Origin of the sequence: Streptomyces sp. NPDC051286, from assembly GCF_044455345.1 — a bacterium.
Lineage (GTDB): Bacteria > Actinomycetota > Actinomycetes > Streptomycetales > Streptomycetaceae > Streptomyces.
The window spans coordinates 138,706-153,532 of the sequence record NZ_JBITER010000016.1; the positions used below are offsets into that span (position 1 = coordinate 138,706).

12 protein-coding genes and 4 pseudogenes are annotated in these 14,827 nt (G+C 68.9%); 8 read left to right on the forward strand and 8 right to left on the reverse strand.

The features are described from left to right. Positions 1 to 75: 75 nt before the first annotated feature. A complete protein-coding gene (locus ACIBB8_RS18595; RefSeq protein WP_398953344.1) occupies positions 76 to 2,871 on the forward strand; it encodes an ATP-binding protein in 2,796 nt (931 codons plus the stop codon). A 54-nt stretch (positions 2,872 to 2,925) separates the two neighbouring features. On the opposite strand, the pseudogene ACIBB8_RS18600 reads toward ACIBB8_RS18595, so the two are convergent. Beyond that, a pseudogene (locus ACIBB8_RS18600) lies at positions 2,926 to 3,102 on the reverse strand (GNAT family N-acetyltransferase); the annotation flags it as partial. Between the two features lie 46 nt (positions 3,103 to 3,148). Here ACIBB8_RS18600 and ACIBB8_RS18605 point away from each other — a divergent pair. Beyond that, a complete protein-coding gene (locus ACIBB8_RS18605) occupies positions 3,149 to 3,310 on the forward strand; it encodes a hypothetical protein (protein ID WP_398953346.1) in 162 nt (53 codons plus the stop codon). Here ACIBB8_RS18605 and ACIBB8_RS18610 read toward each other — a convergent pair. The 4 genes and pseudogenes from ACIBB8_RS18610 to ACIBB8_RS18625 form a co-directional block, all read right to left on the reverse strand. Further along, entirely contained in the window at positions 3,283 to 4,011 is a 729-nt protein-coding gene (locus ACIBB8_RS18610; RefSeq protein ID WP_398953391.1) for a GPP34 family phosphoprotein, read from the reverse strand. The genes ACIBB8_RS18605 and ACIBB8_RS18610 overlap by 28 nt on opposite strands. 2 nt (positions 4,012 to 4,013) lie before the next feature. Then, positions 4,014 to 4,466, reverse strand: a complete 453-nt coding sequence (locus tag ACIBB8_RS18615; RefSeq protein WP_398953393.1) for a (4Fe-4S)-binding protein — start codon at positions 4,464 to 4,466, stop codon at positions 4,014 to 4,016. A gap of 8 nt (positions 4,467 to 4,474) precedes the next feature. Continuing rightward, positions 4,475 to 4,636, reverse strand: a complete 162-nt coding sequence (locus ACIBB8_RS18620) for a hypothetical protein (RefSeq protein WP_398953397.1) — start codon at positions 4,634 to 4,636, stop codon at positions 4,475 to 4,477. Positions 4,637 to 4,686: 50 nt separating this feature from the next. Further along, positions 4,687 to 5,338 (reverse strand): annotated as a pseudogene (locus tag ACIBB8_RS18625) (LLM class flavin-dependent oxidoreductase); the annotation flags it as partial. Between the two features lie 217 nt (positions 5,339 to 5,555). Here ACIBB8_RS18625 and ACIBB8_RS18630 point away from each other — a divergent pair. The 3 genes from ACIBB8_RS18630 to ACIBB8_RS18640 all read left to right on the forward strand — a co-directional run bounded on the left by ACIBB8_RS18630 (position 5,556) and on the right by ACIBB8_RS18640 (position 7,848). Beyond that, the gene (locus ACIBB8_RS18630; RefSeq protein ID WP_398953348.1) at positions 5,556 to 6,191 is read left to right on the forward strand and encodes an isochorismatase family protein; all 636 of its coding nucleotides are present in this window, start codon (positions 5,556 to 5,558) and stop codon (positions 6,189 to 6,191) included. 104 nt (positions 6,192 to 6,295) lie between these two features. Continuing rightward, on the forward strand, positions 6,296 to 7,066 hold the full coding sequence (locus ACIBB8_RS18635; RefSeq protein WP_398953350.1) for an enoyl-CoA hydratase/isomerase family protein: 771 nt from the start codon (positions 6,296 to 6,298) through the stop codon (positions 7,064 to 7,066). Between the two features lie 11 nt (positions 7,067 to 7,077). Next, on the forward strand, positions 7,078 to 7,848 hold the full coding sequence (locus ACIBB8_RS18640; RefSeq protein ID WP_398953352.1) for an SDR family NAD(P)-dependent oxidoreductase: 771 nt from the start codon (positions 7,078 to 7,080) through the stop codon (positions 7,846 to 7,848). Positions 7,849 to 8,420: 572 nt separating this feature from the next. Here ACIBB8_RS18640 and ACIBB8_RS18645 read toward each other — a convergent pair. Then, positions 8,421 to 8,681: pseudogene (locus ACIBB8_RS18645) on the reverse strand (DUF6907 domain-containing protein); the annotation flags it as partial. Positions 8,682 to 9,015: 334 nt separating this feature from the next. Here ACIBB8_RS18645 and purB point away from each other — a divergent pair. The 3 genes and pseudogenes from purB to ACIBB8_RS18660 all read left to right on the forward strand — a co-directional run bounded on the left by purB (position 9,016) and on the right by ACIBB8_RS18660 (position 11,107). Further along, positions 9,016 to 10,458: an adenylosuccinate lyase gene (purB, locus tag ACIBB8_RS18650; protein ID WP_398953354.1), complete on the forward strand. Its 1,443-nt coding sequence runs from the start codon at positions 9,016 to 9,018 to the stop codon at positions 10,456 to 10,458. Then, positions 10,427 to 10,621, forward strand: a pseudogene (locus ACIBB8_RS18655) (uracil-DNA glycosylase family protein); the annotation flags it as partial. The gene purB and the pseudogene ACIBB8_RS18655, both read left to right, overlap by 32 nt. 120 nt (positions 10,622 to 10,741) lie before the next feature. Next, a complete protein-coding gene (locus tag ACIBB8_RS18660; RefSeq protein WP_398953356.1) occupies positions 10,742 to 11,107 on the forward strand; it encodes a hypothetical protein in 366 nt (121 codons plus the stop codon). A 58-nt stretch (positions 11,108 to 11,165) separates the two neighbouring features. Here ACIBB8_RS18660 and ACIBB8_RS18665 read toward each other — a convergent pair whose 3' ends face one another. After that, the gene (locus tag ACIBB8_RS18665) at positions 11,166 to 13,658 is read right to left on the reverse strand and encodes a site-specific integrase (RefSeq protein WP_398953358.1); all 2,493 of its coding nucleotides are present in this window, start codon (positions 13,656 to 13,658) and stop codon (positions 11,166 to 11,168) included. After that, complete coding sequence (locus ACIBB8_RS18670) at positions 13,621 to 14,817, reverse strand: tyrosine-type recombinase/integrase (protein ID WP_398953360.1); 1,197 nt, start codon at positions 14,815 to 14,817, stop codon at positions 13,621 to 13,623. The genes ACIBB8_RS18665 and ACIBB8_RS18670 overlap by 38 nt, the downstream gene beginning before the upstream one ends. Between the last annotated feature and the right edge of the window lie 10 nt (positions 14,818 to 14,827).

Genomic DNA, 14,827 nt, shown 5'->3' on the forward strand with positions numbered 1-14,827 from the left:
AGGAACGGACGCCCGCACACCCTCGACGGCGCCTTCGCTGCCCCTGCAACCCTGCGCCTGGGATAGCGCCCGCGCATGGCAGAGCGAAACAGGAAGTACGGCCGTACCCCGCTGTGGCTGGCGAACCGCCGGGCCGAGCACGATGTGCTTGCCGAGCTTGTCAACGCGGTCCGTGGCGGGACCGGCAGGGCCTTGGTCGTCTCCGGTGAGCCGGGCATCGGCAAGTCCCTGATGCTCGACCACGCGGCCGAACTGGCGGTCGGGTTGCGGGTTGTGCGGGTGACCGGCGTGCAGTCCGAGATGGAACTGCCCTTCGCCGGGCTGCACCAGCTGAGCGCACCCGTGCTGTCGGGGCTGGAGGCGCTCACCGCACCGCAGCGGGACGCGCTGCGGATCGCCTTCGGATTGAGCGACGGGCCGACTCCGGACCGGTTCCTGGTCGGTTTGGCCGTTCTCGGCCTGCTGTCCGAAGCCGCCGGCGAGCAACCCCTGCTGTGCGTGGTCGACGACCACCAGTGGCTGGACCAGGCTTCCGCCCAGGCACTGGGCTTCATCGCGCGGCGACTCGCCGCGGACCCGGTCGGCCTGGTCTTCGGGACGCGCGAACCCGGCGAGGAACTCGCGGGACTGCCCGAGCTGAACCTGCGCGGGCTGAACGACGACGATGCGGGCGCGCTGCTGGACTCGGTGCTGACCGCACCGCTGGACACGCGGATACGTGATCAGATCATCGCCGAGACGGGCGGCAACCCCCTGGCACTGCTCGAATTGCCGCGCGGCCTGTCGGCCGGCCAGCTGGCCGGCGGGTTCGGCCTGCCGGGTGTGGTGTCCGTGTCCGGCCGGATCGAAGAGAGCTTCCTGCACCGGCTCGAAGCGCTGCCGCCGCAGAGCCGGAGGCTCCTCCAGCTGGCGGCAGCGGACCCGTCCGGAGATGCGGCCCTGGTCTGGCGGGCAGCCGCCCCGCTCGGGATCCCGATCTGCGCCGCGGCGGGGGCGGCAGAGAACGCCGGCCTGGTGGAGTTCACGACGCGGGTGCGGTTCCGGCACCCGCTGCTGCGCTCGGCCGCCTACCGCTCGGCCTCGGCCGAGGACCGGCAAGCCATACATCTCGCCCTTGCCGAGGCCACCGACCCGGTGGCCGATCCCGACCGCCGGGCCTGGCACCGCGCCCAGGGCGCATCCGGACCGGACGAGGCGATCGCGGCAGAGCTGGAGGCGTCGGCGGGCCGGGCGCTGGCTCGCGGCGGGCTGGCTGCCGCCGCCGCGTTCCTGCAGCGTGCGGTGGTGCTGAGCGTCGACCCGGTACGCCGTGCCGAACGGATCCTGTCGGCTGCGGAGGCCGGCCTGAAAGCCGGCGCGTTCTCCACAGCCCTGGACCTGCTCGACAGCGCCGAGGCACGTTCCCTGGACGAGCTCCAGGGAGCCCGGGTGGACCTGCTGCGCGGCCGCGTCGGCTTCGCCTCGGCGCTCGGCGGCGACACCCTGCCCATGCTGCTCAAAGCAGCCCAACGCCTGGAGCCGCTGGACCGCGACCTGGCCCGCGACACGTACCTGACCGCATGGATGGCTGCCGTCTTCGCGGGACGCCGCGGGACCGGCACGAACATCCGCAAGATATCCGGTGCCGCGCAGAACCTGCGGCCGCCCGAGAGCGGGCCGGTCGCGGCCGACCGGGCACTCCACGCCCTCACGCTGCTGGTCACCGAGGGGCCGGCCGCAGCCGTACCGGCGCTGCGGGAAATCGTCACCTTCTTCACCGGAACGGACGTCACCACGGCGGAGAGGCTCCACCTCGGGTGGTTCGCCCAGGCGGCCGCCAGCGCCCTCTGGGACCTCGGGACCTGGCGTGCCATGCTCACCCGCCAGGCCCGGCACGCCCGGAACGCCGGCGCGCTCGACCAGCTGCCGATCCTGCTCGCCGCGCTGGGCGTGGCCACTCTGTGGGAGGGCGACTTCGCGGCCGCCGACGCCCTTCTCGCCGAGTCCGACGCCATATGCACGGCAACCGGGACCAGCATCGCCCCCTTCATCCCGATCATGGCGGCCACGCTGCGCGGCGACGAGGAAGCCGCCCAATCACTGATCACCGCCGCGATCGCCGATGGCCGGGCACAAGGACAGGGCGTCGCCGAGGCGTTCGCCCAATGGAACGGCGCGATTCTGCACAACAGCCTCGGCCGGTACGACCAGGCGGCGGAACTCGCGGCCGCGGCCGCCGAGGACTCACCGGGGCTGTACGTCTCGCTGTGGGCGCTCCCCGAACTCGTCGAAGCCACCGCGCGCTCCGGCCGTCCGGACCACGCCCGTGCAGCCCTCGACCGCCTGGAACGGTCGGTCCTGGCGAGCGGGGAAGAGCCCGGGCTTGGCATCGCGGTCCGCTCGCGGGCGTTGCTCACCTCGGGCGCCGCGGCCGAGCGCCTCTACCGCGAGGCCATAGACAGACTCGGCCGCACCGCGCTCCGCCCCGAACTCGCCCGTGCCCACCTGGTCTACGGCGAGTGGCTGCGCCGCGAGAACCGCCGCGTGGACGCCCGGGCCGAACTGCGCACCGCCCACGACATGCTGGTCGGCATGGGCGCAGCAGCATTCGCCGACCGCGCCCGGCGCGAACTCCTTGCGTGCGGCGAGACGGCCCGCAAGCGCACCGTCGGAGTAGCGAACACCCTGACCGCGCAGGAAGCGTTCATCGCCCGGCTCGCGGCCGACGGGCATACGAACCCGGAGATCGGCGCCCAGCTTTTCATCAGCGCCCGCACCGTCGAATGGCACTTGCGCAACGTGTTCGCCAAGCTCGGGATCTCCTCACGTCGCGAACTCGGCGATGCACTGGACACGTTCGCGCGTCTCGTAGCGGAATCCGGCGACGAGTAGCGGCGTGCCTCCGACCCGTCGGACGCGGAGTCGGCGTCCGACGGGCCGGCCCGGTCAGTCCGCGACGCGGATCGGGCGCCGGTGGAGGAGGTCCTGACAGTCCGGGTGACGGGCGATCCACCCGGCGTAGAACGAGCAGGTCGGCAGCACGGCGAGCCCAGGTTCGCGCGCCTCGTCGAGGGAGGTCCGGACGAGTGCGCCCCCGATGCCCCGGCCCGCGTAGCGCGGGTCCGCCGGGGCGGGCGCCACCCACGGTCTGCACGAACATCTCCTCGCGTTGAACACGCGGCGGCGCACGGTCCGTTTCACTACCGGATGGACGATCACCGAGGCGGACGAGAAGGCGATCGCCCGGCTGCCCGAGAGGACCTGGGAGAGCTCCCTGCACCGAGACGGCGGCCCCCACGATGCCTACGGGGTCGCGGAGCTGACCGGCTGAGCGCCAGAGAAGGCCGGAGCAAGGGCCTGCGGCTGATCCTCCGCCGGGTCAAACCGTCCGGCCGGCACCTTCAGGACCTGACCAAAGGCCGCTTGTTCCACGTCCCGACGCTGCCGTACGGCTGCCAGCTCCAACTCCGCGTCGCCGAGCGCGGCCAGCACCGCCTCCACGCCGTCCGGCAGATCCACGGATTCAACGGAATCGGCGGAGCCGTCGGAGTCAACGGAGTCGACGGCGGATTCGTCATGAATTCGTACGGCCGCCGCCAGAGCGATGAGTACGGGCTCCTCTGCCGTCAGGCGGTCGGCCGCGCTACGGCGCTCGGGCGAATCGACGAGCGTGGGCTCACTGCCCGCCCGGAACGATAGCCTGCGGCTCCGCTGCCGGGTGAGCAGCCCCTCCGCCTCCAACGCGGCCTGATACGCCAAGGACAGGTCGCGGCCCCGTCGCCACAGCCAGTCGTCCACGGACTCGTACGGCTCCTCCCGCACAAGTACCGAAGCGGCGGCCCGCAACAGCGCGTCGTCGGGCGCGGGCCCGCCGGCCGGCACGATGTGGTCGCCGTCCAGCTCGGCGGCCCGGGCGGCGACCAGGTCGATCAGCTCGGCTCCCGCGAGCGCGAGCGACAGTTCACCCCGGCCCGGTGGGCGACCTGATGCCGCGTCCAGGGCTATGACCATCAGGTCACGTGGTGTGGTCATGCTCAGCTCCTGCTGTCTGCGGGCGAGGACCGGGACGGCCGACTGGGCCCGTTGTGGTCGCAGCACGGTACGTTGCGGGTGGCCCCGCAGCCACAGAGTACGGCCCAGGTCTCCTGCCGCACTCCGTCCGTCGTGTCGACGGCGAGTTCGCCTCGGATCACGAGGGCGCCTTCCGGGCGGCGCGAGATCGTGGTGGGTCGAGTGGGGGATTCGTCCCCCGCGCCGTCCATCCGGTGGTACTGCCGGGCACCGCTGGGGCAGCGCCGGACGATCTGCTCGATCTCGGCGGTGGGGGCGGCCGTCGGCTGGATCCACGGTCTGCGGGCGGTGTCGAAGACCTCCGGCCGGCAGTCCCTGCACGCAATCACCCCCGTGCAGGCAGAGTTCGGCTCGTAGCTGACGAAGATGCTCTCGCCTCGGTAGGACCTGGCGTCGGCGCGTCGGGGGCGGTTCACGCCCTCCCTCACCCCTTCCCGCCGGCCGTGAGTCGCATGAGATCGGTGCTGAAGTCCACGTCCTCGACGCCCCGTTCGGCACGTGTGGCGTTGCCGCCGAACTGGTGGCTGTAACCGGTCCAGGCACGGTCGGCGATGGAGCCGCCGATGCCGCTGCGCAGCAGAACCACGAGTTCGGTGGCGGCGCGTTCGATCCGGTGGCCGAGTGCGGAATCCCCCAGCTGCGGTAGAGATCCACGATCGGCTTGAAGTGCAGGTTGGGCGCGAGAACGTGGTTGGCGAAGAATCCGTTGCCGTAGTAAGCGGCCTGTTCGGCGATCTCCGGTGAGCGGATCGAACCGTGCCAGACGAAGGGGATACGCCGTCCAGCGGCCGGGGCGTCGAGGTGAAGCCCTGCAGCGGGGTGCGGAACTCGCCCTCCCAGTCGACGACGTCCTCCCGCCGGAGCCGGTGCAGCAGGTTGTAGTTCTCGAGGGCCAGCGCCATGCCCTTGCGGATGTCCTTTCCGAACCACGGATAGACCGGCATCGTGTTGCCGCGACCCACCATGAGGTCGAGGCGCCCCTTCGCCACGTGCTGGAGCATGGCGTAGTCCTCGGCGAGCCTCACCGGGTCGTTCGTGGTCACGAGCGTGACCGAGGTGCTGGGGACGATGCGCTCGGTCAGCGCGGCGATGTGCCCAGCAGGGTGGTGGGCGAGGAGGGAATGAACGGCGGGTTGTGGTGCTCGCCGAGCGCGAACACGCCCAGGCCGACCTCGTCGGCCCGCTGGGCCACGCCGACGATGCTGCTGATGCGCTACGCCTCGCTCTGGGTGTGGCCGGTGACCGGGTCGGGTGCGATGTCGCCGACCGTGAAGATGCCGAATTGCATGGTGTCCGCCTTTCCGGGCCGTCCTGGGGCCTGTCCGGCAGGGCAGCCCATGGTCACGGACCATGATTCGGGCTCGGGTCCTGTCCGGGCATCGGTCATCCGACCGTCGCTCGCCTGCCGCGTATCGGCAGTTGTTTGACCGATGTGGCCGACGCTGCCGCTCACCAGACTCTTTCTCAGCGGATTCGCCGCCGTACCCACCGAAGGGAAGACCACCATGTCCGAGAACCAGAACGAACTCACCATCGAGAACTCCGCCGTCGTCCTGATCGACCACCAGCCGGCCATCGCGATGGTCACAGCCCCGCCCTCGCAGACCGAGCTGATCAACAACGTGACCGGGCTCGCGAAGACGGCCAAGATCCTGGGCGTGCCGACCGTACTGACCACGGTCGGTGCGACCGGCGGCCCGCTGGACGACCCGATCTTCAAGGAGATCAGCGAGGTCTTCCCGGACCACAAGCCGATCGACCGGGTGACCACCAACGCCTGGTCGCACCCCGACGTACGCGCGGCGGTGGAGGCCACCGGGCGCCGGAAGCTCGTGATGGCGGGCCTGTCCACCGACGTCTGTCTCGCGCAGGCCGTCCTGGGCGCGCTCAAGGACGGGTACGAGGTGTTCTTCGTGTCCGACTGCTCGGCCGGCGTCACCCGGGAGGCACACGAGGACGCCAAGATCCGCCTCACGATGGCCGGCGCCAGGCCGATCAACTGGACCGCGCTGCTCAGCGAGTGGACCCCGGAGATCACCTCGCCGGAGCGGATCGCTCTCACCGACGTGCTGTCGCGACACGGTGGCGCGTCGGCGCTGTGGATCGACTACGTCCTGGCGCAGGGCCCCAAGGGCAAGTGACGGCGCCCGAGTACGTCCGGTGACCGCTATGGCTGGCGCTCGCCACGTCCACGCGACGTGATGCCCAGCCACAGCGGCACCCTGTCCTTGAGGATGCACACAGAATGAGCAGTTGGACCCTCGAATACCGCGATTCGATCGCATTGCTGACCTACCGCAGGCCGCCGGACAACCTCCTCGATCCGGAGTCCCTCGCCGAACTCGGCCGCATGTTCGATCAGTTGGCACGAAACACCGACCGGGTGAAGCTGGTGGTGATCACTGGCGGCAGCGACGGGTACTTCGTCAACCACGGTGACCTGAAACAGCACCCGGACTGGCTCGCACTGGGCCAGGACGGAGCGATCCACTCGCCGGGATTCGACGCCTACCTCGACTCCTTCCACCGGATCGAAGAACTGCCGCAGCCGACGATCGCCGCGATCGACGGACTCGCGTCGGGCGGCGGGAGCGAGCTCGCGCTGGCCTGCACCATGCGGGTCGGTTCACCACGCGCCCGACTGCGACAGTCGGAGGTGCCGGCCGGAATCATGCCGGGGGCGGGCGGCACCGTCCGGCTGTCCCGTCTGGTCGGACCCGGCATCGCGGCCGAAGTGGTCCTCAGCGGACGCCCCCTCACCGCCGATGAGGCGTATCGGGTCGGCTGGCTCAACGCCGTACTTCCGGCAGAGGACTTCGTCGACCACACGATCGAATGGGCGCAGCAGTTCGTACGGCACTCGGGCCCGGCCCTGATCGCTGCCACCCAGTCCATCCGGGACAGCGGCCGACTGTCCCTCCGTGACGCACTGGCGAGGGAACGTGAGATCTTCCTGCGCCACTTCGCCACCACCGACATGGTCGTCGAGCACAACACCCAATCCCGAGATTCTTAAGGAAGAGCGAGATGCGTGGACTGAAGGGCAAAGTGGCGGTCGTCGCCGGCGGAGCACCCGGCGGCATCGGTGGTGCGACCGCCGTCCGGCTGGCCGAGGAAGGCATGTCGGTGGTCGTGGCCGACCTCAACGAGTCGGCCGCTCAGAAGGTCGCGGCAGAGATCCGGAAGGCCGGCGGTGAAGCCACGGCCCGGCAGTTCGACATCACGAACGAGGATTCGTACGCCGGCCTCATTGACTTCACCGTACGCACCTATGGACGCCTGGACGGGCTGTACAACGTGGCGGCCGACCTGTCCCCCGCCACGATGAACGGCGACGTCGATGTCACCTCGGTGCCGCTGGACCTCTGGCAGCGGGCGCTCGACATCAATCTGACCGGATACATGCTCGGCATCCGCCATGCACTGCCGGTCATGCTCGGGCAGGGCAGCGGATCGATCGTCAACACGATGTCGAGCGCGGTCTGGGGCGGTGGGACCACGAAGGTCGCCTATCAGGCGTCCAAGAGCGGCCTCCTGGGGCTCACGCGGCACACTGCGAGTCTCGGTGGGAAGCAGGGAGTGCGCTGCAATCTGCTCTCCCCCGGCGTCACCCTCACGACCGCGGCCCTGGCGTCGACCACCGAGGAATGGCGGGACCAAGTCCTGGCATCGGTACGTTCCCCGCGTCTCGGCAAGCCGGAGGACATGGCCGCGATGGTGGCGTTCCTCTTCTCGGACGACGCCGCCTTCATCAATGGCCAGTCGTTCCTGGTCGACGGTGGGGCACACTTCAGCTGAGGGACGGGCCGGTGACGAGCGGACGGCGGGGCTGGAGCGCGGCGATGGCGTCGGCGCGGGCGGCAGCCGCCTCGTTCCTCGCCTCGCGCCCGACCCTGAGGGAGCCACAGCGTGAGCGCGAAAGCAGCCGGCGTGGCTGCCGGGAGCGCCGTCCAGGTACCGCAGGGCGTCCAGTACAGCCCTTCGCGCATCCGTGCCACCTGGGGCGGAACCGGGAGCGTGGAGGACGCTTCCAGGGCGTTGGGGTTTTCGCGGACGAAGGGCTACGACCTGGTTCGTCGTGGGGAGTTCCCGTGCCGCGTGCTGCGCATCAGCCGCACGACACGTATCGCCACCACCCCGTCGCTCGGCGTGCTCGAAAATGGAGAGCCTGAGTACAACGGCGCCACGCCATCGCAGCCCGCCGCGCCACGAAGTCCCGCCGGATATCCGGCGGGGCTTCGTCGTCTCACGCGTTCTTCCAGAATCCGGCACCGGTGAGAAGGACGCTCACAGCCGCGGCCGTGAGAGCGGCGACCGCGTCGATCTGCTTCACTGGTTCCCTTGGCATCGCGGAGGGTGCTGAGATGGCGAGCGAGGGCCCGCAGTTGCGCGGCGTGGTCGACGAGCGCCGCGGCCAGCGCGTCCAGCTCGGCCGACGCCAGTGTCCGGGCGAACCCGGACAATTCGACATAGACACTCACGTGCCGGCGGGCGCACCGACCGTACGGATACTTCACCAGCTCGGCAAAGTGGAGCGGTTCGCCGTCGTGAGTCAAGACGCCCTCGGCGCCAGCGTGAGCGAGGACGACCCGGCACTCGACCGGGTGCCCGGTGTGGCCAGCGCACCAAGCCGGGCAGGTGAGGTGACCGGGCCGTGGTCAAGGGTCGGCACCATGACGGTGCGCGGCGCGCTCATCGGCCCGCCTGACTCCTTCTCCGCAGCATCCCAGGGGCAGTACCCCTCGGCGCTGAGGCTACGGTCTTGCACGGGTTCGACTCCCTTGATCGGAAGGGGTTTCGTCTCAAGGCCCCGGCGGTGCTGGAGTCACCGTCCCGGGGCCGTTTCGTCTCACCCATGTCTCGCACGCGATGTGTGAGACGGAGGTCCAGGAGCCTCTGACCTGGACCTTATGGACTTGGTGGACGCTCACGAACCACTGAAGACGACAGGTAAACTCTGGACACGTGACTGCTGTGTCTGCGAAACCTCGCATCCCCAATGTCCTGGCCGGCCGCTATGCCTCCACGGAGCTGGCCGTCCTCTGGTCCCCCGAGCAGAAGGTGAAGCTGGAGCGCCAGCTCTGGCTGGCGGTGCTGCGCGCTCAGAAGGACCTCGGGATCGAGGTACCCGACGCAGCCCTCACCGATTACGAGCGGGTCCTCGACCAGGTCGACCTCGCCTCCATCGCGGAACGCGAGAAGGTCACCCGGCACGACGTCAAGGCACGGATCGAAGAGTTCAACGCTCTCGCCGGGCACGAGCAGGTCCACAAGGGCATGACCTCCCGGGACCTCACCGAGAACGTCGAGCAGCTGCAGATCCGGCTCTCGCTGGAGCTCATGCGCGACCGCACCGTGGCCGTCCTGGCCCGGCTCGGCAGGCTTGCGGGCGAATACGGCGAGCTGGTCATCGCCGGCCGCTCCCACAATGTCGCCGCCCAGGCGACCACGCTCGGCAAGCGTTTCGCGACCGCGGCGGACGAGCTGCTGGTGGCGTACGGCCGGCTGGAGGACCTGCTGGGCCGCTACCCGCTGCGGGGCATCAAGGGTCCCGTCGGCACGGCGCAGGACATGCTTGACCTACTGGGCGGTGACGCCGGCAAGCTCGCCGACCTGGAGCAGCGCATCGCCGCCCACCTCGGCTTCGGACAGGCGTTCACCTCGGTCGGCCAGGTCTACCCCCGCTCGCTCGACTACGACGTCGTGACCGCACTGGTGCAGCTGGCCGCCGCGCCCTCGTCAGTCGCGAAGACGATCCGGCTGATGGCCGGGCACGAGCTGGTGACCGAGGGGTTCAAGCCGGGTCAGGTCGGCTCGTCGGCGATGCCGCACAAGATGAACACCCGGTCCTGCGAACGCGTCAACGGACTGATGGTGATCCTGCGCGGCTACGCCTCGATGACGGGCGAACTGGCGGGCGACCAGTGGAACGAGGGCGACGTGTCCTGCTCCGTCGTCCGCCGGGTGGCGCTGCCGGACGCGTTCTTCGCGTTCGACGGTCTGCTGGAGACCTTCCTCACGGTGCTCGACGAGTTCGGGGCGTTCCCGGCGGTCGTGGCCCGCGAACTGGACCGGTACCTGCCGTTCCTCGCCACGACCAAGGTACTGATGGGCGCGGTGCGCGCCGGCGTCGGCCGCGAGGTCGCCCACGAGGCCATCAAGGAGAACGCGGTCGCCGCCGCTCTGGCCATGCGCGAGCAGGGCACGGAGCGCAACGAGCTGCTCGACAAGCTCGCCGCCGACGGCCGCATCCCGCTGGACCGGGAACAGCTGGACGCGCTGATGGCAGACAAGCTCTCCTTCACGGGAGCGGCCGGCGACCAGGTCACCGCGCTCGTCGCCCGGATCGAGGAGATCACCAAGCAGCACCCCGAGGCTGCGGGATACACACCGGGCTCGATCCTCTGACCGGATGACACCCGAAGAGCTCCAGGCCGCCCGCGATCGCATCGTTCCCGATGTGGTTGCGGGCGGCTTGCGCGTGCTGTTCTGCGGAATCAACCCGAGCCTGATGACGGGCGCCACGGGCCACCATTTCGCCCGCCCCGGCAACCGCTTCTGGCCAGTGCTCCTTCTCTGCACTTCACCCGTTCGGGTGTGACGTCGTCCGCGCAGACTCCCCGACCCCGGGTGCTGAATCGTATGGACCCTCACTCGGCAACTGTGATCCACTTCGACCATGAGTTTGTCAGTGGATGTCTTCGTCGTTGGCGCGGACGGCAAGAGGCAGGTCCTGGACGTTCCGGAGGAATGCTCTGATCTGGCTGGATTCGAAAGTTGGCGTACCACCGTGTGGGGTTCGGAGGTGGTCCGTTCACTGGGAGCCCAGTTCTTTCCGGTCCTGGCCGACACAGACTTGCAGGTCGAGGCCGGCCAGGTGCCAGAGTTCCGCCGTGAGTGTGCCGTGCTCCGCAAGAACCTGGAGGAGATCGTTGCCGGCGGTTCCCCGGTAAGGACGGCCGAGGAACTCCGGCGCCAGATCTCTGAGAGGTTGGCGAACATCGAGGATGCCGCCAGGCGCGCGGAGGAAATGGGTGGGGGCGTTCTCATCTGGTGAGGCGCCTGCCGGCTTCCCTCTGCTTCGCCTTCACGGGAATGTGGGGGCATGTGACTCGTCACGGTGCCTCCGGGGTTGAGGGGACGATTCGGGGCTTGGGGATGCCCAGATCGACGGCGGGACGCCGTGTCCGGCGTTGGGTTTCCTCGCGCTTGGCGCGGAGGAAGGTGAGCGTGAGGTTGATGCCTTCGACCTCGCCGATCCAGTTCTCGTCCTGGGCCCGCTGGAGGCGGGCGAGGAGATCGGTTTCGAGTTCTTCGAGTCGGTCGAGCATCTTCGGGTTGATGTGGAGCATCGGGCAGCGGATGCAGGCGTGTTCGTGTTGGCAGGGGGTGCCGTAGGGTCGTCCGCAGGAGCCGAGTTCGACCTTTCGGCGGTCGAAGTGCTCCTCGAATTCGCCCCATTCCTGGTCCGTCGTGTCACGGTATTCGCCCTCAGGCCGAACCTCGCGCCGTCGGTGCAGATGCTCCTTGTAGTGCCGGACGACGTCCTCGTCGAAGACCGCAACGTAACCACGGGTGGTCTGGATGTTGAGGTGGCCCAACAGGGCCGCTCCGATGTGGATCGGTAGGCCGCTGTTAACGAGTTCGGTGGCGAAGATTCTTCGAAAGTCGTGCGGGGTGAACTTCAATCCGCGAAACCCTGGATGTGCTTCGGCAAGGGCCTGCCCGCGTCGGCTGATCATCTCCTGGATGGTGCCCGTGCAGAACACGGCGGGCGTGGTGCCGTTCTGCCGTTGGAAGAGGAACGGCATGGGGGCGCTCCACTCCTTGTCGTGTGGGTCGTACCGACTGATGAGGGGGATCGGGCGGCCTGTGCGGGTGTGCCGGCGGATGATGGAAGCGATGACGTGGAAGAGCTCGGCGGACATCGGAATCACGCGTTCGCGGTCGGTTTTCGACGGGGCGATCACCAGCAATGCGATGACCTCTCCGTTTGCCCGCTGGTATTGCCGACCGCTGAGATGGGTGAGCTCAATGAGTTCTTCCACCCGCACTCCGGAGTGCCGCAGAGTCTCGACCGCGGCCCACTCCCAGAAGGCTGTTTCTTCCTCGGTTCCGATATGAATGATCTGGCCGCTGGACTCTTCGATGACGCGGGTGGGGACCGCGTCGCCGTGGCGGAGGAGCTTGCGGTCGGCTTCGGTGATGACGCGGCGGTAGTCGGTCCCGTCGTGAGTGAAGACTTCTCCTTCCGCTGCCTTGTTGGCCCGTTCGAGCAGGAGACGGGCACGGTCGTAGCGCGTCTCCACGTGGTCGACCAGGACGGGCAGCAGGGGCTGGCGCTGACGGGTGCGGTTGGCTGAGCGTTCGTTGATCCGGCGTCGGCGAGTCCCGAGGCCGTGGAGTTCGCTGGGCGGAACAGGACAAGGGGCGACCCACGCCGCCCAGCGTTCTGGTTCCTCCGCGGCCCAGGTGTGCAGGTCGAAGTAGAAACTTCGGACCGCGATGACGATGCTGTCTTGGCCGGCACGAGGCTTGCCGTTGTCCTTGACGGTGATCATCTGCCGCCAGGTCGCGTAGTGCTCAGGGGAGATCCGCAGATCAGCCTGGTCGGGGTTGACGCGCTCGATCTTCTCCCAGAAGTGATGGGCGACCAGCAGGACGAGGTTCTTCAGCGTGGAGTAGTCAGTGTCGGCCCGGCGCCGCGTGAAGTAGTCGATCAGCAGAGCCCGCACCGCCTGATTGCGGATGGGGTATTGGGTGACCATCTCCTCGACGGTGCGTTGACCCCGCATTAGAGCGGCCCGGAGCGTGAGGGGCGTCGCGGGCGGGAAGTGCCCCATGGCATGCAGGACATTCCACATCCCCTGGCCGACCAGCCGGTTCGCCACCTTGTTCCCGGGCTGCAACACACTGCGAGCCCTGCGGTTTTCTTGCGTGAAGTGCACCACCGCTTCCGGCGTCACATCGCTCAGTGCCACTCCCTGGACCGCAAGGAGGGTGCACAGCTCGGCCATGGCCTCTCGACGGTGGACGTGCCGCATCGGTTGCGCTTGAACCTGCGCGGCGTATTTCTCCAGGAGCGGGTCGTCCTGGCCGGTGACGAACATCGGCGCGAAGTTGTGCAACACGTTGCGCCGGAAGGTAACAAGGGTCGGCTGGATGGCGCGCAGGCAGTAGAGCGCCCGCACCCCCGGGGTAATGGCCAAGCCCGTGGAACGTCGAGTTCCTAGCGAGTTGGCGGCGACCAGCCCCTGTCCGATGGGGCTGGCGTCCCATCGCTCCTGCCACGTCTGACCGGGAAAGTCACGCAGGTACTGCAGGACGCATTCGGTGGCCTGCGCTCGCTGGTATCGGGTCACCTTGTCCGCGTCCATCCATACTGTGGCGGCAAGTCGGGAGATGTGAGTGGAGGAGGCGGAGCCGAGCTCGCCGTGCGGGCGGGGCGGTGCCGCAGCGACGGCTGGTTCGGCCGTGATGATTCCTCCGACGAATCTGCTGGCGAAGTCGAGACCTTCGGCAACCGGGCCATGCCGTCGACTGGCCCCCGTGGTGGTGCTGAGACGGGATTTAGGCACCGAACACCGCCGCGATGTCGTCGGCGTCATAGCCGCTGGGATAGCTCCGTTCGATGCGTGGAGCGTTGTAGTGCTCGGTGAGCTTGTCGAAAAGCTCCTCGACGCGCACCGTCAGGTAACGGCTGGTGGTCTGGATGTTGGCGTGCCGCAGGATGGACTGCACCTCGGGCAGCGTGAGCTTGCCACCGTTGGCCATACGGCTCGCAGCCGTGTGCCGCAGGTCGTGCAGCGTCCAATTGGTGCCCAGCGCCTCATTGGCGCGCTGCATGATTCGCCGCATCGCCCAGTAGGACAAAGGCCGGTCCATCCCTCGACGAGTCCGCCACAAAGGCTCGTCCGCCGGCGGGGTGCCGACCTCGTCGAGGTAGCGGGCCAACCGTACGAACGCCTGTGGAGAGGCCGGAACAGGCTGACGCTCCCGCGACCCCTTCGAGATCACGTAGACGCGCTGGCCAGCCCAGTCCAGGTCGCCGATGCCGACGCCGAGCAATTCCTCCGCTCGGGCACCACTAGTGACGTAGAACTCCAGAAGGGCGCGGTCGCGCTCGCATCCCATGCGCTCGAACAGCTCGTCCCACAAGTGATCGGGGATCGACCGCGGCGGCCGGTCTGCCACCTTCTGGCGCAGCCGGGCCCGGCCCAGCACCACCATCGGCTCAAGCGGGCTGCGGTGGGCCAGGGCCCGGCGCCGCTGCGGGGAGACCGGGACCGGGTTGGTGACTGGCCCATTGCCCTGGTGCGCGTGGAACTCGTAGAACCCGCTGACCACCGACAGCGCGTGGTTGATCGTCCGCGGCGCGTAGCCAGCACGCAGGACCGGCTTCCCAGTGCGTAGGTTCACCGAGCCCGGGGCCAGGCCACCAGCCGACTTGCGCTGCCGTTGAGGGTTCGGCGCTGTCCGCAGCCATCCGGCCAGCACCGCGGTCTCGGCCTCGGTTGCCCTCTCCCAACCGACCCCGAGCAGCCACAGCAGGCGGAACCAGCGCAGCAACCCGTACCCGTAGCTGCGGACCGTCAGCGGGCTGCTGTCGTGCAGGGCCAGGTCCCTCAGGTACGCAGTGACCGGCTCGACCTCGTCGTCATACCCGTTGAGGACGATGTACGGGGGATGCACCCTCCTCGCCGGAACTACCGCCCCGACGCGGGGGACGTCCGCTCGCCCCTCCATCAGTTCATGTCGCAGGTCCACTCGCGCTCTC